At 38.2% G+C, this 23372-nt stretch carries 19 protein-coding genes and 1 tRNA gene; 11 read left to right on the top strand and 9 right to left on the bottom strand.

Annotated features, from left to right (window positions below; translation table 11 throughout):
• Positions 1–140 precede the first annotated feature (140 nt).
• Positions 141–214 (bottom strand) — tRNA-Pro (locus I6J02_RS11575).
• Positions 215–389: 175 nt separating this feature from the next.
• Here I6J02_RS11575 and I6J02_RS11570 point away from each other — a divergent pair.
• Both I6J02_RS11570 and I6J02_RS11565 read left to right on the top strand, forming a co-directional pair.
• Positions 390–860 (top strand): thioredoxin,-like protein, encoded by a 471-nt coding sequence (locus tag I6J02_RS11570; RefSeq protein ID WP_201678149.1) that lies wholly within the window; start codon positions 390–392, stop codon positions 858–860.
• 17 nt (positions 861–877) lie between these two features.
• The gene (locus I6J02_RS11565) at positions 878–1336 is read left to right on the top strand and encodes a DUF1801 domain-containing protein (RefSeq protein ID WP_201678148.1); all 459 of its coding nucleotides are present in this window, start codon (positions 878–880) and stop codon (positions 1334–1336) included.
• Positions 1337–1342: 6 nt separating this feature from the next.
• On the opposite strand, the gene I6J02_RS11560 is transcribed toward I6J02_RS11565, so the two are convergent.
• Positions 1343–1915, bottom strand: coding sequence for a helix-turn-helix domain-containing protein (locus I6J02_RS11560; RefSeq protein WP_201678147.1), 573 nt, complete (start codon positions 1913–1915; stop codon positions 1343–1345).
• A gap of 165 nt (positions 1916–2080) precedes the next feature.
• On the opposite strand from I6J02_RS11560, the gene I6J02_RS11555 reads away from it, so the two are divergent.
• A complete protein-coding gene (locus tag I6J02_RS11555) occupies positions 2081–4054 on the top strand; it encodes a hypothetical protein (protein WP_201678146.1) in 1974 nt (657 codons plus the stop codon).
• Positions 4054–5967, top strand: coding sequence for a DUF3857 domain-containing protein (locus tag I6J02_RS11550; RefSeq protein ID WP_201678145.1), 1914 nt, complete (start codon positions 4054–4056; stop codon positions 5965–5967). Before I6J02_RS11555 ends, I6J02_RS11550 begins: the two co-directional genes overlap by 1 nt.
• Before the next feature lie 47 nt (positions 5968–6014).
• Here the strand turns inward: I6J02_RS11550 and I6J02_RS11545 are convergent, their stop codons facing one another.
• From I6J02_RS11545 to alaS, 3 genes are all read right to left on the bottom strand, one after another.
• A complete protein-coding gene (locus I6J02_RS11545; RefSeq protein WP_003012554.1) occupies positions 6015–6707 on the bottom strand; it encodes a response regulator transcription factor in 693 nt (230 codons plus the stop codon).
• A 101-nt stretch (positions 6708–6808) separates the two neighbouring features.
• Positions 6809–7903, bottom strand: a complete 1095-nt coding sequence (locus I6J02_RS11540) for a TlpA disulfide reductase family protein (RefSeq protein ID WP_201678144.1) — start codon at positions 7901–7903, stop codon at positions 6809–6811.
• 17 nt (positions 7904–7920) lie between these two features.
• The gene (alaS, locus tag I6J02_RS11535) at positions 7921–10536 is read right to left on the bottom strand and encodes an alanine--tRNA ligase (RefSeq protein WP_201678143.1); all 2616 of its coding nucleotides are present in this window, start codon (positions 10534–10536) and stop codon (positions 7921–7923) included.
• A 363-nt stretch (positions 10537–10899) separates the two neighbouring features.
• On the opposite strand from alaS, the gene I6J02_RS11530 reads away from it, so the two are divergent.
• The 6 genes from I6J02_RS11530 (at position 10900) to I6J02_RS11505 (ending at position 18504) form a co-directional block, all read left to right on the top strand.
• A complete protein-coding gene (locus tag I6J02_RS11530) occupies positions 10900–11757 on the top strand; it encodes a universal stress protein (protein ID WP_201678142.1) in 858 nt (285 codons plus the stop codon).
• The gene (locus tag I6J02_RS11525; RefSeq protein WP_201678141.1) at positions 11754–12605 is read left to right on the top strand and encodes a universal stress protein; all 852 of its coding nucleotides are present in this window, start codon (positions 11754–11756) and stop codon (positions 12603–12605) included. Before I6J02_RS11530 ends, I6J02_RS11525 begins: the two co-directional genes overlap by 4 nt.
• 252 nt (positions 12606–12857) lie before the next feature.
• On the top strand, positions 12858–14180 hold the full coding sequence (locus I6J02_RS11520; protein WP_201678140.1) for an OmpA family protein: 1323 nt from the start codon (positions 12858–12860) through the stop codon (positions 14178–14180).
• Positions 14181–14330: 150 nt separating this feature from the next.
• Positions 14331–15647 carry an OmpA family protein gene (locus I6J02_RS11515; protein ID WP_201678139.1) on the top strand — a complete coding sequence of 439 codons (1317 nt, stop codon included), beginning with the start codon at positions 14331–14333 and terminating at the stop codon, positions 15645–15647.
• Positions 15648–15825: 178 nt separating this feature from the next.
• Positions 15826–17637 (top strand): DEAD/DEAH box helicase, encoded by a 1812-nt coding sequence (locus I6J02_RS11510; protein ID WP_201678138.1) that lies wholly within the window; start codon positions 15826–15828, stop codon positions 17635–17637.
• Positions 17638–17802: 165 nt separating this feature from the next.
• A complete protein-coding gene (locus I6J02_RS11505) occupies positions 17803–18504 on the top strand; it encodes a class I SAM-dependent methyltransferase (protein ID WP_201678137.1) in 702 nt (233 codons plus the stop codon).
• 40 nt (positions 18505–18544) lie between these two features.
• Here I6J02_RS11505 and rlmB read toward each other — a convergent pair whose 3' ends face one another.
• The 4 genes from rlmB to I6J02_RS11485 form a co-directional block, all read right to left on the bottom strand.
• Positions 18545–19324 carry a 23S rRNA (guanosine(2251)-2'-O)-methyltransferase RlmB gene (rlmB, locus tag I6J02_RS11500; RefSeq protein WP_201678136.1) on the bottom strand — a complete coding sequence of 260 codons (780 nt, stop codon included), beginning with the start codon at positions 19322–19324 and terminating at the stop codon, positions 18545–18547.
• A gap of 46 nt (positions 19325–19370) precedes the next feature.
• Positions 19371–21161 carry a DNA polymerase III subunit gamma/tau gene (locus tag I6J02_RS11495; RefSeq protein WP_201678135.1) on the bottom strand — a complete coding sequence of 597 codons (1791 nt, stop codon included), beginning with the start codon at positions 21159–21161 and terminating at the stop codon, positions 19371–19373.
• A gap of 179 nt (positions 21162–21340) precedes the next feature.
• Positions 21341–21661: a hypothetical protein gene (locus I6J02_RS11490; RefSeq protein WP_236581821.1), complete on the bottom strand. Its 321-nt coding sequence runs from the start codon at positions 21659–21661 to the stop codon at positions 21341–21343.
• A gap of 164 nt (positions 21662–21825) precedes the next feature.
• Positions 21826–22545: an MIP family channel protein gene (locus I6J02_RS11485; RefSeq protein ID WP_201678134.1), complete on the bottom strand. Its 720-nt coding sequence runs from the start codon at positions 22543–22545 to the stop codon at positions 21826–21828.
• Positions 22546–22817: 272 nt separating this feature from the next.
• On the opposite strand from I6J02_RS11485, the gene I6J02_RS11480 reads away from it, so the two are divergent.
• The gene (locus I6J02_RS11480) at positions 22818–23246 is read left to right on the top strand and encodes a hypothetical protein (protein WP_236581819.1); all 429 of its coding nucleotides are present in this window, start codon (positions 22818–22820) and stop codon (positions 23244–23246) included.
• The last annotated feature ends 126 nt before the right edge of the window (positions 23247–23372 follow it).

The raw sequence follows: 23372 nt of genomic DNA, 5'->3' as shown, positions 1-23372 counted from the left end.
AAATATAAAACTTAAAAAGACTCACCGTTTAACTCACATTTAGATTGATATTTATTGGGGTTTCCTGATATAATATAAAACAAAAAACCCTCAAATTCATAGAATTTGAGGGTTTTTGACCTTACTTAGTGTAAGTGTTGTCGGGGTGGCAGGATTCGAACCTACGACCTCCACATCCCAAATGTGGCGCGATACCGGGCTACGCTACACCCCGAAAAGGTATCACCTTTGTTTTGTGTGGCACAAATATACGGCGATTTTATTGTTTGTCAAACATTATTTTACACCCACACGCTAAGTGACTGAATAATTGGCTGATATATTTCAAAAACTTATTTTGGCATTAGATTATCAATCTTAAATTCTATTTTTGATCTAAAGTATGGTATATGAATAAAGCCTTCTTAACAATTATTTTCTGCATTTCAATACTACCCTGCTCTTTTGCTCAGGTAAAAGATGATGGTTTTAGGTTTGAACATACCGAAGTACTACAGGCCATCAAAAACATTCATATGGCTATTCATGCAAAAGATCGGAATACATTTAAAAAACTTTCTACGGCAACTTTAACATGTGAATCATGTACAGTCGGAAAAAGGAACATTTACGATCCTGCCCGTGTCAAACGGAAAATTTTCTTCAATAACCTCATGCAGTATGATATTATCCCCTTGAATCAGACAGAAGAACATCGGATTTCCATTAAAAAGGATCGCAATTATGAGGCCGATCTTTATATAACCTTTTACACCAAAAGTTCACTTAACCAAAACAGTGTTCCCCTTTATCAACTCTTATTAAAACGGGAGCACAATAAATTTAAACTTTCGGGGATTAAATCCTTACAGACTAACTAACCTAAATTTCAAAAAATATGATTATCAAAGCAGACACTGTAGAAGAGTACATTGAAAATGTACCCGAAGATCGGAAAAATCCGATAATAGCAATCCGGAAGAGTATTCTGAAAAATATACCTGAAGGATTTCAAGAGACAATAAGTTACAATATGATTGGTTATGTAGTACCTCATACACTATATCCCGCTGGTTATCATTGTACCCCGAAACTACCTCTTCCCTTTATGAACATTGCTTCACAAAAGAATTTTATTGCGGTGTATCACATGGGACTTTATGCAGACTCCGAGATCAACGAATGGTTCAGGAATACGTACACATCTCTGTACAATACAAAACCGGATATGGGAAAAGGCTATATTCGGTTCAAAAAAATGGATAAAATCCCTTTTGAACTGATAGGTGAACTTTCCGGCAAAATCAGTGTACAGGAATGGATCGAAATTTATGAAAAGTCCTTTGTAAGAAAATAAGAACACTTAAATCTGATCAATAGGCTGACGTGGCAGACGATCTGCACGCTTCATTTTAAAATCTGTAGGTGTCTGTCCTGTAATTTTTTTAAACTGTGTAGAAAGATGCTGTACACTACTGTAATCCAGTTTATAAGCGATCTCTTTAAGAGAAAGTTCATCATAGAACAACAACTCTTTGACCCGTTCAATTTTCTGTCTGATGATGTATTGTTCTAAAGTGATACTCTCTACGGATGAAAACAGCGAACTGATAAAAGAATAGTCATGATTCAGCTGATTGGACAATAAAGTGGACCAGTTTACTTTGAGATCCAGTTCATCCGCATGATGAATACGGCTTATGACCAGATTTTTGATCCGTTCGATCATCTTGGCTTTATCTGAATCCAGCAACTCAAAACCAAAACTGCTCAGGAGCTGACCAATCTTTGCTTTACTTTCACTATCCAGATTACGTCCTATCTTAACATACCCCAACCCAACTTCTTCCGTCTCGAAACCAATTTTCTTAAGTTCTTCCTTGACCACAAGTATACATCGGTCACACACCATGTTTTTTATATTCAGTTCCGTCATTTGTAGTCTTTTTACTTTAAACAAATATAATAAATTAAACCTATCTAATATATGTGGAGAATAAAGACATTTTCACACGCTATTATTCTTTAATGAATATTAGTTTTGCATACATTAAAGCATTATCTTAGCTAACAGAAACCGTATTAACTTTTATAATCATTCATGCGCCGCTTATTTTTCATATTTATTCTGGCATTTTATGCATTTTCAGATGCTGCTGCTCAACAATCTATATTCGACAAACCTAAAGCTGAGGACTTTAATTTTGATATCAAAAAACTGGATTCTACAGCAAATGCTGTTGTACTGGAAGAAATCGGCAAAACAAATCTTATCCTTGATGATATTGAAGGAAGACTATATGTACAGCATGAGTATAAAGTAAGGATTCTTATCCTGAATCAGGAAGGATTCCGGAAAGCTAACTTTTCTATCCGTGGATACAAAGACGGATCTAATTCCGAACGTATTACAGACATAAAAGGCATTACATACAATATAGAAAACGGTCTTATTACGTCTACGGAAATGGACAATAAGAAAATCTTTAAAGAAGATTATTCAAAATATACTACACTTACCAAATTCACGCTTCCTAATATCAAGGAAGGTTCTATTATTGATGTCACTTATCTGCTGAAGTCTCCTCATACTTTCAATTTCAGAAACTGGAATTTTCAGGATGACATTCCCAAAGTTAGCAGTATATATATAGGTTATATTCCAGCCAATTACACCTATAATATTCTCTTACGCGGCCCCTTCCAGCTCACCGATCGCAAGGCAGAAATCATGAAAGAGTGTATTGTTCTCAGCGGACAGCGACTTGACTGTTCCAAGCTTACCTTTATCATGAAAAATATCCCGGCATTCATTGAGGAGGACTTTATGACAGCTCCATCCAACTTCAGATCAGCTATTTATTTTGAATTGTCGGATGTCATCTATATGAATGGTTCTAAACAAAGTTTTACTAAAAAGTGGAATGATGTAGACAGGGAATTATTATCAGATAAAAAATTCGGAGGTCAGCTAAAGAAAGATGAATTATTTACAGATATTCTACCGGAAATTGCTCCTGCCAATCTCAGTACATATGAGAGGGCCCGCAATATCTATGAATATATAAAAAAGCAGATTAAATGGAATAAGTATTACGGTAAATACAGCGAAGAAGGGATAAAAAGAGCTCTGGAAACACACTCAGGCAATATAGGAGATATCAATCTGGGACTTATAGCAGCATTGAATGCAGCACAGATTGAGACCTATCCTGTGATTCTTTCTACACGTGATAACGGCGTACCTAATAAGCTCTTTCCTGTCGTTTCCTATTTTGATTATGTTATCGCAAAGACAACGATTGATGGTGTAGATTACCTGCTGGATGCTTCCGAACAGATGATGCCATTCGGACATCTGCCACTAAGATGTATGAATGACGAAGGACGGATCATCCTTTCCAAAAAATCATCCGATTGGATTCCTATCAAATCTGTACAGCGTATCAGCAAAAACTACAATTTTGACGGTGAACTTCAGGAAAATGGAGTACTTAAGGGAAAACTTACAATCTCCAGTTTCGAAACTGAAGGATATAACAAAAGAAAAGAAATAAAGGCTGTCAATACTGTAGAAGAGTATGTTGAGAAATTTGAAGAAAAAACACCGAATCTTAGCATTCTCCATTCTAAAATAGAAGGACTGGAATCTATAGAAGATCCATTGTGGGAAGAGTACGATATAGAATATAAAATCAACAGTGGTAATAATGACAAAAAGATCACTTTCAATCCCAATTTTTTAAACAGACTGACCAAAAATCCTTTTAATCTTCCGGACAGGAATTATCCTGTAGATCTGGGTTTCGCACGCTATGATACTTTTACTTACCGTATCCGGTTTCCGGAGGGATATAAACTCCAGGACGGGCCTAAAAACATAGCCCTTACATTACCTGATGCCGCAGCAAAGTTCGTATACAAAGGAACATACCAGGCAAACGAATTTAACTTTGAGCAAATCATAAATCTTACTAAACCTGTATATAATGTAGAAGAATATTTTCACCTCAAGGAATTTATGTCACGCATTATTCAGCAACAAAAAATCGATTACAACTTCTCTAAAAACTAATGAAAAAATATATTCTGATATCCATATGTAGTGTGCTTTCCTCGCTTTCATTCGCACAGAACTATGCAGTAGATCTTATTCCGGATGCACTCAAAAGCAGAGCTTCTGCCACTATCCGCGAGTATGAGCTGAATGTAGAAATGAAAGCGGATAACAATGTTATTGTGAATGTTAATAAAGCCATAACTATATTTAACAAAGCGGGTGACGAATATGCACGCACTGTACTCTTTTATGACAAAAGTTCGGAAATCAAATCTATAAAAGGCAAAGTATATAATGCTTTTGGAATACCGGTTTCCGAATTTAATCAGAAAAATTTCGCAGATGAAAGCGCCAGTGACAACGTAAGCATGTATAACGATAGCCGTGTCAAGCATTACCTGCCTGCCGTACAAGATTATCCATATACAGTAGCTATATCTTATGAACTGAAAAACAAGCAGAACCTGGCTATTCCGACCTGGAATTACAACTATTCGGATGATGTTTCTGTCGAAAAAAGCAAATTTACATTCTCCTGTCCTGCAACAGAAAAAATAAGAATCAAAACGCAGCATTTCAATGGTAAATCCAATGAAGAGGAAATCAAAGGCATAAAAAAATGGACCTGGGAAGTTGCCGATATTGCTGCACGTAAAAAAGAAATATACTCTCCGCCAAAATATCTGACCACTTCGAATGTAAAGATAGTTCCCGAGAGATTCAATTACTATGACAAAAAAGGAACATTCACGAACTGGAAAGAATTCGGAGAATGGGTATCATCAGACCTTCTGGCAGGGAAACAGCAGTTGAGTGAAGCCACAATACAAAAGGTAAAAAGTATGACGGCAGATGCAAAAACGGATCAGGAAAAAGCCAGAATCCTCTATCAGTACATGCAAAACAAAACCCGTTATATCAGTATCCAGGTAGGTATAGGTGGGTTGCAACCTTTCTCTGCTCAGGAAGTGGATAAAACCGGATATGGCGATTGCAAAGCATTGGTCAACTACATGCAAAGCCTTTTGAATATTGTCAATATTCCCTCTTACTATTGTATAGTGGAAGCAGGCGACACCAAGAGCGATGTAGATATCGATTTTGCAAATGTATCTGACGGAAACCATATTATTCTGGCTCTGCCTTTTGCCAATGACACCACATGGCTAGAATGCACGAGTCAGAAAGTACCTTTCGGTTACTTAGGTGATTTTACAGATGACAGACTGGTACTCGCCGTCACACCGGAAGGAGGTAAAGTGCTACGTACCCCTAAATATCCTTACAACGATAATGTGCAGAAAAGAACGGCACAGCTTATTATAGATAAAGAAGGTTCTATTACAGGTACAGTTTCAACCCAGTTTTCGGGCACGCAGTATTCCAATCACTTTGGAGCAATGTTTCTCGCTGGCAATGAACAACTGAAAGAATTAAGTGACTATTATGATATCGACAATATCTATTTTCAACAGATAAAGTACGATAAACTTGAACTCGACACCCCGGCTCTCAAGGAAAACCTAACCATCTTTGTAAAGAATTATGCAGTTCAATCAGGAGACAAGATGATACTGCATCCTAATATGTTTAATGTAAAAAATAATATCCCCGATTTAAAGAACAGAACCAATCCCCTGTATATAAACAGAGGTTATACGGATATCGACGAGATTACATTTGAACTACCGGAGGAATATAGTAGAAATCTGAAGCCGGAAATTAAAAAGATAACCTGTGATATGGGGACTTTTGAATTTGAAACTTCCATTAAAGATGATAAACTTCACTTCTACAGAAAACTACAGCTCAGGGAGGGACTTTACCCGGCTGAGAAGTATACGGAATTCAGCAATTTTATAAAAGAAGTCAATCAGGCCGACAAAGGAAGATATACGATCTCTAAAAAATCTTTAGCAGCTAAATAGAGGCTAAAACAAAGAAACCATCTGAATCAGATGGTTTCTTTGTTTTGTTATGCAAGTTCGAATTTATAGCCTACTCCTTTGACGGTAGCGACATAATTCTCACCAATTTTTTCTCTTAACTTACGGATGTGAACATCAATAGTCCTGTTCGTTACAACTACTGAATCTTCCCAAATACTTTTAAGAATCTGCTCTCTTGTGAACACCTTATTAGGTTTAGATGCCAGGAGATACAACAATTCAAATTCTTTCTTAGCCAGTGTAATTTTATCTGTACCTCTGTAAGCAAGAAATGAATCTCGGTCAATCACAAGATCTGATACTTCTAGACGATTGCCTTCGTGAATTTCATCTTCCGCAGTATTTCTTCTCAGAATAGCATTGATTCTGCTCATCAAAGCGCGAGGTTTGATCGGTTTTGCGATATAATCATCTGCTCCGACATGAAATCCGGCAATTTCTGAATACTCTTCACTTCTTGCAGTCAGGAAAACCATGAAGGTATGCTTAAATTCAGGCATAGCCCGCATCAGACGACAAGCTTCTATACCATCCATCTGTGGCATCATAACATCCAGAATAATGAGATCCGGATTCACTTCCTTAGCCTGTGCGATAGCCTCTTTACCGTTTGAAGCTGTAAACACTTGATAGCCCTCCCGTTTAAGATTGTATGCGATTAATTCGACAATGTCTTGTTCATCGTCCACCACCAGTATTTTTTGCTTTGCACTGCTCATACGTGTTTTTTTGCTAAATTATGTACTAAATGGCAATATAACGTTAATACAGTGTTATTAAATTGTTAAGTAACACAATATTAATTAACATAACACCAAATCTAATTTAATGTTTTCTTCAAAAATTCTTCAAGATCTTTGCCTCTCAGATTCTTAGCTGCAATGTTCCCTTCAGGATCGACAATATAAGAAGTAGGTATAGCTTTGATGCGATAGAGTCCTACAACCTCCGATCCCCAGGCCTGAAGATCAGAAATATTTGTCCATTCCAGTTTGTCATCAGCAATCGCACGCATCCAGGGACCTGGATTATTATCCAGAGAAACACCTAACACATCGAATCCTTTACCTTTAAAGGTGTGATACTGTTTCACAATATTCGGATTTTCCTGTCTGCACGGAGCACACCATGAAGCCCAGAAATCCACCAATGTATACTTACCTTTATAATCGCTTAATTTGACTAACTTATTTTGCGGAGTATAAGCTTCAAATAATGGAGCAGGTTGACCAATTGCCAATACTTTTAGTTTTGCGGTTTCCTGTTTAAACTGTTCCACATAACCGTTGTCCTTAAACTCATCCTTAATCTCGTCGGCATAAGCAATAATCTCTCCTTCTGCAACCTCCGGATCCAGCGTACTCATCGCGTAGAAGCCTGCCAGATCCCGATGCTTATTCTTAAAAGCGATCGCCCGATCGTTATAATAATGTAATGCTGCCTTAAACTTGGTCATATATTCTCCGCGCAGACTTTCAATTTGCTCCGCATTGAGATTATCTGTACGTTTTGCAAATTCATTCTGCAGAGAGTCCTGAATTACATCCCTCCTGATTCTTACCGGTGCAAATTCCTTAATCGCAGCGGACAAATCAGAACCCGTTACTTCATATTCGTAAGGCTCCTTTTGAAGGTCAGCTTTAAGTGTTACTTCTTCGCCGGGTTGAGCAATAATATAATAGCGTTTTTTACCAGCCTCCAGCGAAAGTAGCCTTGCCTGTGTAGATGGTCTTACAAAAGAAAACTTATGGTTCTCATTCAGATATACAGAATCCAGTTTCCGATCACCTTCATAAAGTGAAACAACCTTTACATTTCCGGGGTTTTCGATTTGTCCGGAAACAGTGTATTCTTCCTTATTAGAACATGCCATCATAATCAGGCTTATTACGGCTGCAAACAGTGATCTTTTCATGATATCTTATCTCCTTATTATTGTATGTAATTTTTAGCTTTTGCGATTGCTGCAGGTAATCCTTCCGGATTTTTACCACCTGCTGTAGCAAAAAACGGTTGACCGCCCCCGCCTCCATTAATCTCTTTAGCCAGTTCTCTGACAATTGTTCCGGCGTTCAATCCTCTTTCTTTTGCCAGCTGATCTGAGACGACAACAGTCAGATTAGGTTTCCCTTCAAAATCAGCACCTAACACAAGAAACAAATTATCCACTGCACCCTTCAGCGCATAAGCTAACGTTTTTAAAGCTTCCGCATTTGGTAATTCTACCTGTGTCGCCAGGAAATTAACGCCGTTAATCTGTTGAATCTTTTGTTCCAGATCTGATTTTAAGGCTAAAGATTTTTCAATAATACTTTTTTCAATCTCTTTCTTAAGCGCAGAATTCTCATCAATTACCTTAGAAAGTGTAGATACAAAATCTTTAGGATTATGTAACAGCTCGCCCAATCTATGTACCAGATCAAAATGTTCACGGATCACAGCCGCACATTTAGTTCCTGTGATAGCTTCTATACGACGTACACCGGCAGCAACAGCCGATTCAGAAATAATTTTAAAAAATCCTATTTGTCCTGTTGCTTTCACGTGCGTACCTCCACACAATTCTTTTGAAAATTTATCGTCAAAAGTGATGACACGTACATAGTCTCCATACTTTTCTCCGAATAAAGCCGTAACACCAGAGTCCAGTGCCTGTTGGAATGGCACATGACGCTGTTCTTTCAATGGAATATTCTCCCGGATCTTAGCATTCACAATATCTTCCACCTGCTTAAGTTCCTCCTCTGTTACTTTCGAAAAATGAGAAATATCAAACCTGAGAATATCCGCATTTACCAGAGATCCCTTTTGATTTACATGCGTACCCAATACTTCTTTCAGCGCAGCGTGTAATAAGTGGGTGGCAGAATGGTTATTTTCAGTATCCAGTCTTTTCTGAACATCTACTTTCGCCTCAAAAGCACCTTCCATCTGTAAAGGAAGTGTATTTGTAAAATGAACGATCAGTCCATTTTCTTTCTTTGTATCTGTAATATAAATCTTTTCTCCTGTAGACTCGGAAACGAGCAGCCCTGAGTCACCAACCTGACCACCACCTTCTGCATAAAATGGAGTCACGCTGAGTACAAGTTGATATTGCTCTTTCCCTTTAGCTGTGACTTTTCTGTACTTAACAATTTCAGTAGTAGCTTTCAGATCATCATATCCGACAAACTCAACCTGATCGTCTTCACTTACAGCAACCCAGTCTCCGGTATCTATTGCCGTAGCGGCCCGGGATCTGTCTTTCTGGATTTGAAGCGCTTCCTGAAAACCTGCCATATCAACTTCCAATCCCTTCTCTCTCGCAAGCAATTCAGTCAGATCTATCGGAAACCCATAAGTATCAAACAGTTCAAATGCAAACTCACCCCCTACTGCAGTATTGGATTCAGCATACGCTTCAAAACGTTGTACACCCGTTACTAAAGTTCTTAAAAAAGAAACCTCTTCTTCCAGAACAACTTTCTGAACAAAATCCTGCTGTTGGAAAAGCTCATCAAACACACCCTCAAATTCTTTAGCTAACAATGGAACCAACTCGTTGATAAACGGAGTTTTGAAATTCAGGAAGGTGTACGCATATCGTACAGCACGACGCAAAATCCGGCGGATAACATATCCCGCCTTATTATTAGAAGGCAACTGTCCGTCTGCTATGGCAAAACTAACCGCACGTATGTGATCAGACAATACACGCATAGCGATATCTGTCTTTTCATCTGCACCGTATTGAATTCCTGCCTTTTGAGCAATAAAACTGATCATAGGCTGAAAAACATCCGTATCATAATTTGATGATTTTCCCTGAATAGCTCTTACCAGACGCTCAAATCCCATCCCTGTATCCACATGTTTAGCAGGAAGAGATTCCAGATTACCATTTTTCAGGCGGTTAAACTGCATAAATACTAAATTCCAGATTTCGATAACCTGTGGATGATCTGCATTCACCAGACTTTGTCCGGGTGTCGTTAACCGTTCCTCTTCTGTACGCATATCATAATGGATCTCCGAACACGGACCGCAAGGGCCGGTCTCCCCCATTTCCCAGAAATTATCTTTTTTATTACCCAACAAAATGCGGTCTTCAGATATCCATGATTTCCAGAAATCATAGGCTTCGGTATCTTTCACCAATCCCTCAGAATCATCTCCTTCAAAAATGGTAACATACAAACGATCCTTATCCAGTTTATAGACTACTGTCAGCAATTCCCAAGCCCATTCGATAGCTTCTTTTTTGAAATAATCACCAAAACTCCAGTTACCTAACATCTCGAATAAAGTATGGTGGTATGTATCTATCCCTACTTCTTCCAGATCATTATGCTTACCCGACACACGCAGACAACGTTGTGTATCTGCTATACGCGAATGTTTAGGTTGTGCTTCCCCCAGAAAAAAATCTTTAAACTGGTTCATTCCTGCATTTGTAAACATTAATGTAGGATCATTTTTAACTACAACAGGAGCTGAAGGGACAATCTGGTGATTTTTACTTTTGAAAAAATTCAAAAATGCTTCGCGAATTTCTCTATTAGTCATGGAAATTTCAATAATTATATCTGTAAATTTGGGTACAAAGTTACTCAAAATTGCTGCTTTATGCAATTGGAAGGCAAGATATTATCCGGTCATATTTTCGTCAAGTATAACAAATGTTATTGTTCGATCAAATGTAAATCAGCACCTTTAAAAACAAAGCTTTTGCGCTATAATCTTTAACTGAACGAAATAATGATGCTAATCATTTTGAGATACAGAAAACTTCATTATACTTACTTAAGTTTTCTGAAACGATTTGATCTGATATCTGTTATTAGTCCGTATAGTAAAAACTATATTACTGATTAAAAAGTAACCTCAGATAAAGATTAGCCTATCGAAAGAAATATTAAAAACTGTAAAATGAAAAAAACGCTTTTAGTTCCTACAGATTTCTCTAACAATTCCCTTTATGCCGCAAAATATGCGTCAAAGCTGGCTATTGAACGGGATTATTCTATACACCTTATTCATTATTATACAACAGCTTCATCATCTTTTCCAACAGAGGAATTGAGTAAAGAGTTTGAGAACAGTGCAATATTGAAAGCCGACATAACTATTCTGGAGTTTGAGAGAAAATTACAGGAAGAATTTCCTTCCGTGCATTATACTCACCGCACCTCCAGAGGATTACTGAAAGAAGATCTCCCGCTGGAAGCCAGAAAAGAAGGTTATGAAGCAATTGTAATGGGTACGAAAGGACTTGGAGACAATGATAGTGCGCTTTGGGGTAGTAATACATCTGCTATTGCATCGAAATCACCAATTCCCTTGCTCGCCATTCCTGCTTATTATACTGTATTCAAAACAAACAGAATTGCATTGCTCACCAACTTTAAAGAAGATGAACTTCACACCCTGAATGAATTCACTGACACCTTTGGTGAAATTAACGCACTTGATCTTATCCATGTGTATCAGGAAAATGAACAGGAAACAACCGTCATACAAAAGATCGAAGCCTGGAAATCCAGGATTTTTCAGCAACTCGCTATAGAGCATATTAATTATTATATTGACAAAGAACAAAAAGATAAAGAGGATCTGGACACAGTGCCCGAAGTTATCCATAAACTGGTAGAACAACATGCTCCGGATATTGTACTGATCACCAAATCAAGAAAATCATTTTTCAAACGTCTGTTTTACCCATCAGTGTCTAAAGCAGTCGTTCTGGATATTAACAAACCCTCGTATTTCTCAAAAGTATCATTATGAATAAACCACTTTTAGTTCCTGTAGATTTTTCAGAGAATGCACAGACAGCAGTTTCTTATGCAGCTCAGATAGCGGATATATCCAAACGTGATGTGCATGTGATACACATCATGACGGAACACACAAACAGATTTGCGAATGCCACATGGAACAAGGATCTTATGGAACCGCTTATCAAAGAAGCATTGGCACAGCTTGATACATTTTTGCTGCCTGTAAAAGCCAACCATCCGAACATTACATTTACAACAGCTATCCGAGACGGCGTGTTGACCGATCAGCTGCTGGATGAGGCGAAAGGAGAAAAATACGCTGCAATCGTAATGGGAACAAAAGGTTCCTCCGGATTAGATTCTGTATTTATAGGCAGTAATGCTTATGATGTCATCAAAACCACAGAAACACCAGTGTTAATAGTTCCAAAGCATAGTGAAGCATTGCAACTCAATAATATTGCGTTGCTCTGTAATTTTAAAGATGGAGAGCTGGAAGTGTTAAAACAAGCAGTAAGTCTGTTTGGAAATAAGTTTCATCTGCAGTTAGTACATATTAATCGTACAGACGAAGATGTAGAGACCGTAGATCAGAAGTTGAGAATGTGGATTGACAGAATTATTCAGGAAACACAGATTGATGATATCTCTTATATTGTCAAATCACCGGCATATTTCTATCGGAATAAAGAAACTATTGCCCACGCCATCCAGCAGATTCTTATTGACGAATCAGTAGATTTACTGTTAGTAACAAAAGGAAGAAAGAACTTTTTCCGTTATATTTTTTCTGAAAACATTACTAAAGAACTTGCTTTCCAGAGTAAAATCCCCAATCTTTTTGCCCGAATATAGGTTTTGTAATTCTGAACAAATTGTTCAGAATTACAAAAAAACATACAGCCAAATACATAAAATGTCCCGAAATCGGGACATTTTATGTATCAGAAAAACCTGTAGACACCTCTCTACAATTAAATATATAAAATACTGATTATAAATAAATTAAAACAATAAAAAAGCATTATCTGATTATAGTTTGGCAAATGAATTGCACAATAGATTCCAATAACAAACATTATTACAAATTCATTTAAAACGCACTATATGAAAATTAATTACAAAAAAGCAGCAATGTTCGCCGCAGCAGGATTATTAACAACTGCATCATTCGCTCAGGAACACAACACAAAAACTATTGAAGGTACGACCCCGTTTGGTTCTACTTCTCAATACCGTACGTGGTCAATTGGTGTGAATGCAGGTGTACTGAATCAAGGTAATATCTTTGGTTTCAACCGTAAAGGTTATGATGATTTAGATCATAATGTTGGATACAGTGCTTATATCAAGAAACAAATCTCTCCTTCTTTCGGTTTGAAAGCACAGTATATGGGAGGTAAAGTTGGTGGTGCTTACAAAGATGGTACGCAGTCATTCGAAACAAAAACGCCTTGGTCAGCAGCTTTATCCGGAGAGTTCACATTAGCGAACACAAACTTCAGATTTTTCAACAGTATCATCAAACCTTACTTTGCGATTGGTTTAGGTGCATTGAATTTTGAACCAACTACTACAGTAGGAGGAACAGCAACTACTCAGGATTCACAAACTAAACTTTTTGTTCCTGCAGATTTCGGGTTGAAATTCGCAATTGCTAAAGGAGTTAATCTGGATTTAGGTTACCAATTAAACTGGGCTAATCAGGATTTCGATGGCGGAACAGCAGGTACTTATAAAAACGATCTGTTCTCATATGCTCACGCAGGTTTGGAATTCTCATTGGGTAGTCCTTCAAAACCAGCATTAAGCAACAGTAACCCTGTAGCAACTCTGGTAAATGATTACACTGCTAAATACGATCAGCTGAAAGCAGAACGTGAAGCATTAGTAGCAGCTAACAATGCACTTAAATCTCAGGTAGATCAGTTAAATTCAGATCTTAAAGATGATGACGGTGACGGTGTAGCTAACAAATATGACAAATGTCCTAATACACCTTCAGGAACTAAAGTAGACGGATCAGGATGTCCTCTTCCAGTTGCTGAAACTAAAGTTGTAGAGAAAATTGTAGTTACAGAAGAAGATAGAAAAGTAGTAGACGAAGCTATTAAAAACCTTGAGTTTGATCTTGGTAAATCTACTATCCGCTCTACTTCATACCCAAGTCTTGATCGTGTAGCTGCTTTATTAATCGAGAAAAACTTCAGCCTGAAATTAGCTGGTCACACAGATAACACAGGTTCTATGAAAACAAATCTTAGATTATCTAAAGAACGTGCAGAAGCTGTAAAAGCATATTTATCAGGTAAAGGTGCTAATCCTTCCCGTATCGAAGCAACAGGTTATGGTCCAAACCAACCCATCGCTTCTAATGCGACAGCAGAAGGTCGTCAGCAAAACCGTCGTGTAGAATTTACATTATATTAGTAGATAAACTACTCTTTTAAAAAAGTTAAGGCTAGCGGAAATCCGCTAGCCTTTCTTTTTTAAATTTAAAATGTAAACAAAATACTACAACGTTGTAAGAAAAAATAAAGTTATTTTATTACATTTGCAGAAAATTTTAATACTCGTTTTATGAAATTAAATTTAAAATCAGCAGCAGTATTCACTATTGCCGGATTATTAACAAGTACTTCATTTGCACAGAGCACAGCTACTGTTGAAGGAACAACACCATTCGGATCTACTTCTGAATACCGTACATGGTCTTTTGGTGTCAATGCAGGTGTATTAAACCTTAGCAATGTGTTCGGCGTAAATCGCAGAGGATACAATTCACTGGAAAACAACATCGGATACAGTGCTTATATCAAAAAACAAATTTCACCTTCTTTTGGATTAAAAGCACAGTACTTAGGCGGAAAAGTTGCCGGAAAAACGGAAGACGGATCACGTTCTTATGAAACTAAGACACCTTGGTCAGCAGCTTTATCAGGAGAATTCACACTTGCCAATACTAATTTCAGATTTTTAAACAGTATTATTAAACCTTATTTTGCTCTTGGTATCGGTGCCTTGAATTTTGAGCCTACTACAAAAGTTGGCAACACAGAAACGACACATGGCTCCAAAACAAAATTATTTGTTCCTGCAGATTTCGGATTTAAATTCGCTATTTCTAAAGGTGTAAATCTGGATCTGGGATATCAGTTAAACTGGGCTAATCAGGACTTCGACGGTGCTCGTGTAGGAACGATCAAACATGACCTGTTCTCATACGCACATGCAGGTGTTGAATTTGCATTAGGAAGTTCTTCAAAACCAGCATTGAGCAACAGTAACCCTGTAGCTACCTTAGTCAATGATTATACAGCTAAATACGATCAGTTAAAAGCTGAACGTGAAGCATTAGTAGCAGCTAACAATGCACTTAAATCTCAGGTAGATCAGTTAAATGCTGATTTGAAAGATGATGACGGTGATGGTGTAGCTAATAAATACGACAAATGTCCTAATACACCTTCAGGAACTAAAGTAGACGGAGCAGGATGTCCTCTTCCGGTTGCGGAAACTAAAGTGGTAGAAAAAATCGTTGTTACGGAAGCAGACAAAAAAGTAGTTGATGAAGCCATTAAAGATCTGGAATTCGATCTTGGTAAATCTACGATCCGTCCTACTTCTTACCCAAGCCTTGACCGTGTAGCTTCCTTATTAATCGAGAAAAACTTCAGCCTTAAATTAGCGGGTCACACCGACAATACAGGATCTATGCAAACGAATCTTAGATTATCTAAAGAACGTGCAGAAGCTGTAAAAGCATACTTAACAAGCAAAGGTGCTAATCCTTCACGTATCGAGGCAACAGGTTACGGTCCAAACCAACCTATCGCTACTAACGCTACTGCAGAAGGTCGTCAGCAAAACCGTCGTGTAGAATTCACATTATATTAACAGACGATTTAAGTCTCATGAATACCTATTACAGGCCCTATGCAGCAGCATAGGGCCTGTTTAGTTTTTAAGTACTTCATTTCAAAATAATTAACATTTAATAATAATTGTTTTTATCAATTATTATTTCTATCTTTGCACCGCCTTAGGCAATTGAGCCTATTGTATAAATTATTTCATGAACCCATTTTTAGAACTGGGAATCCGTCATGAAGTTGTTAATGCCATCTCTGAGTTAGGTTTCGAAAAACCTTCTCCTATTCAGGAAAAAGCCATTCCTGTTTTACTGACTGGTAACGACGATTTTGTCGGATTAGCCCAAACTGGCACAGGAAAGACCGCGGCATTTGGTCTTCCATTATTAGAACAATTAGACTTTTCTCAAAAACATCCTCAAGCGTTGGTATTATGTCCAACACGTGAACTTTGTTTGCAAATTGCGAAAGATTTAGAAAAATTTGCGAAATACATCGATGATGTACATGTAGTAGCGGTATACGGAGGTGCAAATATCTCTGACCAACTACGTCAAATCCGTCGTGGTGTACAAATCGTAGTAGCGACTCCTGGTCGTATGCTTGATATCATTGGCCGTAATGCCATTGATTTCTCCAATGTAAAATATGTTGTATTAGATGAAGCGGATGAAATGCTTAACATGGGCTTTCAGGAAGACATCAACAATATATTGTCAGAAACTCCGGAAGAGAAAAAAACCTGGTTGTTTTCTGCAACAATGCCTAGAGAGGTACGTCGTATAGCTCAAAATTATATGACTGATCCTGTGGAATTGACTGTTGGCACCAAGAATACAGGTAATGCCAATATCGAGCACCACTATTACCTGATCAGAGCAAAAGATAAGTATGCAGCATTCAAACGTATCGTTGATTCCAATCCTGAAATCTTCGGTATTGTCTTCTGCCGTACTAAGATCGAAACGCAAGAAATTGCTGAAGCGCTTATCAAAGATGGTTATAATGCAGATTCATTGCATGGTGACCTTTCACAACAACAACGTGATAAAGTTATGAAACGTTACCGTGACCGTAGCTTACAATTGTTGATCGCAACAGACGTAGCTGCCCGTGGTATTGACGTTAATGACGTAACACACGTTATCAACTTCTCCCTGCCGGATGAAGTAGAGAATTACACACACCGTTCAGGCCGTACAGCCCGTGCAGGTAAAACAGGTATCTCTCTTTCATTGGTAAATGTGAAAGAATTAAGCAAAATTCGTCACATTGAGAAAATCATTGGTAAATCTTTCGAAAGAAAGCAAGTTCCTCAAGGAGCTGAAGTTTGTGAAAAACAATTATTCTCGATCGTAAGCAAAATTGAGAATGTAGAAGTCAATGATGATCAGATTACTCCATTCCTTCCTACTATCATGGAAAACCTGGAGGCTCTTTCAAAAGAAGACATCATCAAAAGATTTGCTTCATTAGAATTCAACAGATTCCTGGATTATTATAAAAATGCTCCGGATCTAAACATAGAAGCACGTGATAACGAACGTGGAGAACGTGGCGACAGACGTGATGATCGTTCACGTGGTGGTTCTAAAGGATATACACGCCTTTTCATGAACTTAGGTTCAGTAGACGAATTCACACGTGGAGATATGTTAGGATTTATCTGTAACAACGCTAAAATTTCCGGCAAATCGATCGGTAAAATCGATCTTAAAGGAGTGTTCACATTCTTTGAAGTACAGGATGAAGAAGTAGAGAAAGTATTCTCTGGATTCCAGAATGTAGATTTCAACGGACGTAATGTACGCATTGAAGTTTCAGGCGAAGGCAGAAGCGAAAGTCGTGGTGGCGGAAGAAGTCGTGGTGGAGACCGTGGCGGAAGACGTGAAGGCGGATATCGTGGTGGCGAGCGCAGAAGCGGTGGTGAAAGACGTGATCGTCGTGATGGAGGAAATGGCGGTGGCTTCCGTGATTTTTCCGGAAAACGCAAAGAATCCAAAAGCAAATATTAACTAGTATAGTTATTCCATTTTCTAAGGCTGAGTAAATTACTCAGCCTTTTTTATTTGCCTTCCACCCTCCCGGAAAATTATTCTACCGATCGGCAGAAAAAATATACTAAGCAGGTACTTTTTCAAGTTTATTTTATAAATTGAATTCGAATTAGAACCACAACCATGTATAGACTTGATGTAATCAACAAGATCATTCAAAAACATAATGCAAAAACATATTTAGAAATTGGCGTACAGACCGGAGCTGTTATCTCAAAGGTAAACTGTAACCGTAAAATAGGTGTTGATCCCGAGTTTTTATTTCGCCGGTCAATGAAAGCCAAACGCTTATTAGGCATTTATAAATTCGAAACATATGAAATGCCGAGTGATCAGTTCTTTGAGACAAAAGCACAAAGTGTACTTAAACATGGTGTAGATGTTGTCCTTGTAGATGGACTTCATACTTATCAGCAGGCAAAAAAAGATGTGGAAAATAGTCTGAAATACCTCAATGAAGGTGGAGTCATCATTATGCACGATTGTAACCCACTCAATGCTGCCGCAGGATACGCCATCCGTGAACACTTCAGTGAAGTAACAGATAAAGTCAAAAACTGGGACTTGCCTGGCTGGCAGGGACAATGGAATGGTGATGTATGGAAGACTGTAGCAGACCTGATCGTTACACGCCCTGATCTGAATGTATTCACTTTAGATATGGATTATGGACTCGGAGTAGTGACGAGAGGTAAACAGCAGATTTCGCATTCCTTTACAATAGCGGATATTGAGACTGGAGATTTTGATTTCTTTGACCACAACAGAGAACAACTGATCAATCTGAAGCACCCCAAATACTTTTTTGATTTTTTCAACCTGTAAATAAAAAACGGGGTCTTTTCAATAAATACCCCGTTCTTGTTTATTTTGTTGCCTGTCGCTGACGAATAGCTTCATACAGAACCACTCCGGCAGATACAGACACATTCAGTGATCCTATCTCGCCAAACATTGGAATCTTTGCCAAATGATCTGAAATACGTATCAGGTCATCTGAGACGCCTACATCTTCTGCTCCCATAATGATACAGGTCGGAGCAGTATAATCTACACTATAGATACTTTCTTCTGTTTTTTCAGTACTGACAACCAGCTGTATACCGGAGTCAATCAAGAATTTACCGACTTTTCCCAGGTTATCATGACGACACACCGGAATCTTATATAAAGCGCCTGCAGAAGTTTTAATAGCATCCGGATTGATTTCCGCAGATCCTTTTTTAGGTACAATAATCGCATGTACTCCTGAACATTCAGCAGTTCGCGCAATAGCACCCAGATTACGTACGTCCGTTACACCATCCAGCATCAATATCAGTGGAGTTTCTCCCTTTTCATATATCTCAGGAATAAGATCTTCTATCTTCTGATAAGTGATTGGTGAAATAACAGCGATTACACCCTGATGATTTTTACGGGTAATACGGTTCAGTTTTTCGATAGGTACTTGTTGAAAACCAATCTCATGTTCCTTGATCAGGGATTTCAATTCTAAAAATAAACTCCCCCCCAAACCTCGCTGCACAAACAAAGACTCGATCTCTTTGCCGCTATCAATGGCTTCTATAACTGCACGAATACCGAAAACCATTTGATTGGTCTCCCGTTTTTCATTTCTGTCGTGTCTTTGAAAATTTTGCATATGATGAAGAATATTTCTGTTTTAAAATGTATGTAGATATTGCTACCTAACTCAGTCCGAGATTAAACGTTTGGCGCAATGTTTCCAGATTTGGGTTCTTGGCGACCATAGCCTGATATTTTTCCTGTGATGTGTAAGGCTTGCGAGAAACCTGATGCTCAATCATGACTCCTTTAACATCGAGTGAGAAATTCTGAAGTTCCACACGTAAAAAGTTAAGCATATCAATTTTAGCTGAGGTCAGTACATCCATCTGAATTGCATTCTCTACCTCTACTTCGATCAGATTATTTGGCTGAAGCTTTGGAGGAGCTGATGTCATCAACGTATACAGGTTGATTTTATTTTCAGCTTTCAAACGCTCCGCAAATTCATTCCATTTTTGTAAAAACTCATTAAGCGTAACCTCCCGGTATGCCTCGCCTTTGACCAGAGAAGGACCTTCATTTTCTTCCGCCTGCTTTTCTTCGAAGATAGTATTCAGATTAGGAATCGAGACCCCGACCTTAACAGCTCCCCAGCCTTTTTTACCGGAGTCTGCAAGCTTTGGAGGATGGTTTTCTACGGGTTTTGCAGGGACAGGTGGAGCTTTTACTTCTGCAGGTGCGGGTACAGCTACAGGAGTAGCAACGACAGCAGGTACACTTGCCGGTTCTGAAACCGGAGCAGCTACCGCTGAATCAAGTCGTTTTTTTTTTACTTCAGCAGATCCTGAAAGCGCACCGTTTTGGCTCATTTGAATAGCAGTCGCTATATGGCACATTTTGAGCAAGGCCAACTCAACCTGTAAACGCTGATTCTTACTTGTTTTATAATTTATCTCACACTGATTGGAGATATTTAATGCGGATAATAATAATCCTGAAGAAACTTTCTGGGACTGCTCAAGATATCTCTTTTTGATATTATCACTTACATCAAGGAGTTTTAATGTAGCCGGTTCTTTTGTGACCAGCAGATTACGCAGATGCGAGGAAAGTCCGCCAATAAAGTGGTTTCCGTCAAACCCTCTGTTAAGTACCTGATCAAAAATAAGCAAGGACTCTGCAGCTTCCTCCTGCAGGATAGCGTCCGTCAGTTTAAAATAATAATCGTAGTCTAATATATTCAGATTGTCGATTACAGATTGATAAGAAATTTGCTTGTTCGAAAAACTAACAATCTGATCAAACATCGAAAGTGCATCTCTAAGTCCTCCATCTGCCTTTTGAGCAATAATATGAAGACCATCCAGATCATATGTCACCGCTTCCTTCTCGGCAATACCTGCCAGATGCTGAGCCATATCTTCTACACGGATTCTGTTAAAATCAAAAATCTGACAACGTGATAAAATAGTGGGAAGAATTTTATGCTTCTCTGTAGTTGCAAGGATAAAAATTGCGTAAGAAGGTGGTTCTTCCAATGTTTTCAGAAAAGCATTGAATGCCTGCTGAGACAACATGTGCACCTCATCAATAATATAGATTTTATATTTTCCGGACTGTGGCGGAATCCGAACCTGATCAATCAGATTACGAATATCATCTACTGAATTGTTTGAGGCAGCATCCAGTTCATGAATACTGAAAGAATTTCCGTTCTGGAAAGATTTACAGCTGTCACATACACCACAGGCTTCTACTTCACTGGTAATATGCTCACAATTTATTGTCTTTGCCAAAATACGCGCACAAGTCGTCTTTCCCACACCCCTGGGACCACAAAACAAAAATGCCTGCGCCAACTGATTGTTGTGAATAGCATTCTTTAAGGTACCTGTGATGTGTTGCTGACCGACTACCGAATCAAAGGTGACCGGGCGATATTTACGAGCAGAAACAATAAAATTATCCATTGCACGAAGATACGCATTTTGCAAGTTTGCCGCAATACAAAAAAGTAATCCGGATTTTGTATTCTACAATTCCGTTTTGGCTAATTCTCAAAACATCTCCGTCTTATTCTATACGTTTATAACGTTCTCCGCAGCCTTCAAAGCACAGGTAAGAAATAGTAAGTATGTCTCCTTTTATTTCAAAGGTCGATTCGCCGGGTGCATTTTCCATCACAGCACATGAAAAGATCACCAGTCTGTTTTTTTTCTGAGGTCTCCGATTTATCTAATATCTCATAAGTGGAGGTTGCGTTATTATCCGAATGTATAGAGACCATGCAAAGATCACCATTCTGCACTTCTACAGTACCGTTAGCTTTAAATGTAAGTAGCTTTTTACTGTCTACCGCTCTGTATTTTCCGGATCCGTCACCAGGATCGGCATACACTTCGACTAACTTCCAGCGTCCTGTAATGCCAATATTTTCAGAACCCTTTGATGAATCTTTTTTACAGGCCATTAAATAGCAGAGCAATCATGGCAAAAAAACCAAATTTCACTGTTTTCATAATTTAGCATACTACTTTAATACACAACGTTATAGATCAAAAAAAAGCTACAGCATATTCAAAAAAATAGCCCTGTCTTACTGGACAGGGCTACTTATAAAGTAAAGATAATAGCTTACTTAGGTTCGCTGTATAAAGCTCTCCATACGACAGCAGCAACTATTGCTCCAACTACCGGTGCCAGAATAAACAACCATAGTTGCTGTAATGCTACTCCCCCGGCTAAAAGAGCGGGTCCAAAACTTCGTGCAGGATTCACTGATGTACCCGTGATCGGAATAGCTACCAAATGGATCAACACCAAAGTAAGACCTATAGCCAGTCCGGCCATAGTACTGTTTCCAACTTTAGAAGTTGTGGCCAGAATAACAAATAAGAATAAAAAGGTCAATACAGCTTCTGTTAAAAAAGCCGCTGTTGTTCCATATTCATTCTGATAGCCTTTTCCCCATCCGTTAGAGCCATAAGCCCACTCTCCTGCCGAGAATCCGGCCAACTGACCGCTTAAAATCTGCTGCAGGACAAAAGCTCCTAATAATGCTCCGATCAGCTGAGCAATTATATAGACTACCGCATCTTTTGCAGAAATCTTACCCGCGACTAAAACACCTATTGTGACTGCCGGATTAATATGACAACCGCTTATCCCCCCAATTGCATATGCAAATACGACCACAGAAAGGCCAAATGCAAATGAAATACCCAAAAGTCCCAATCCTGACAATCCCGCTATGGTACTGGCGCCTGCTACTGCTGCTGCACCACATCCAAATAGTACTAAGCCGAATGTACCAATTAATTCAGCTACAAATTTTGTTGAGGTTTTAATTTCCATAAATATTAATGTTGGTTAACACACTGGTTCACAGCAAAAATCACTCCTAAACCGCTTCATAATTTTAGATTTTTAACTGTTGTCATTTTTTATCTACAAGCTCGATTCTGAACAGAGATAATTTCTCTAAATCTTTCGCCGTTTTTCACCGACAAAACCACCTGTTTTACCGAGTTATTTACCACATTGATCTAATGTCTGTTTCACAAAACAGCAAAGACACCTACCTTTGAATCAAACAATTAACAATGACAACTAAAAATATTAATCATATGAAAACAATTATCAAAACCATCGCAACAGCATTACTTCTGATCACGTCATTCAGCTCTTTTGCTAACGTAAATCCGGATCCGTTAAAAAACATGAATTCCATGGCAATTATCAAGACATTTCTGGAAGCCTCTGCTCTTGGACAAGCAACGCTGAATGAAGAACTGTTAGCCAAAGACTTTCAGTATTATAATGCTTCCTCTCCGGACATTACATACAATAAAAAACAATACAGTGAATTTCTTAAATCCACAAAAGGACTAAAATACAATTGTAAAACATCCTATCAGATTCTGGATGAAAGCGGTAACCACTGTGTAGCAAAAGTTATTATGAAATTTGAAAACTTTACAAGGGTAGATTATATTACCTTAAACCACAGCACAGATAGCTGGAAAGTTAGCAAAGTGGTATCTACCTGTCCATAATTAAATACGACTACTTTTTAGATTTTTTTACTATAGGGCCTGCGTGAATTGCGCAGGCTTTTCTTTGTGGAAGACAATTTTCCTGTATTATTTATTGTCTTATGGCAAGTAAAAATATTAAGGTTA

This window comes from Sphingobacterium spiritivorum (assembly GCF_016725325.1).
GTDB lineage: Bacteria > Bacteroidota > Bacteroidia > Sphingobacteriales > Sphingobacteriaceae > Sphingobacterium.
The sequence above is the reverse complement of the archived record's forward strand: the minus strand, read 5'-3'. Positions and strand labels throughout refer to the sequence as shown.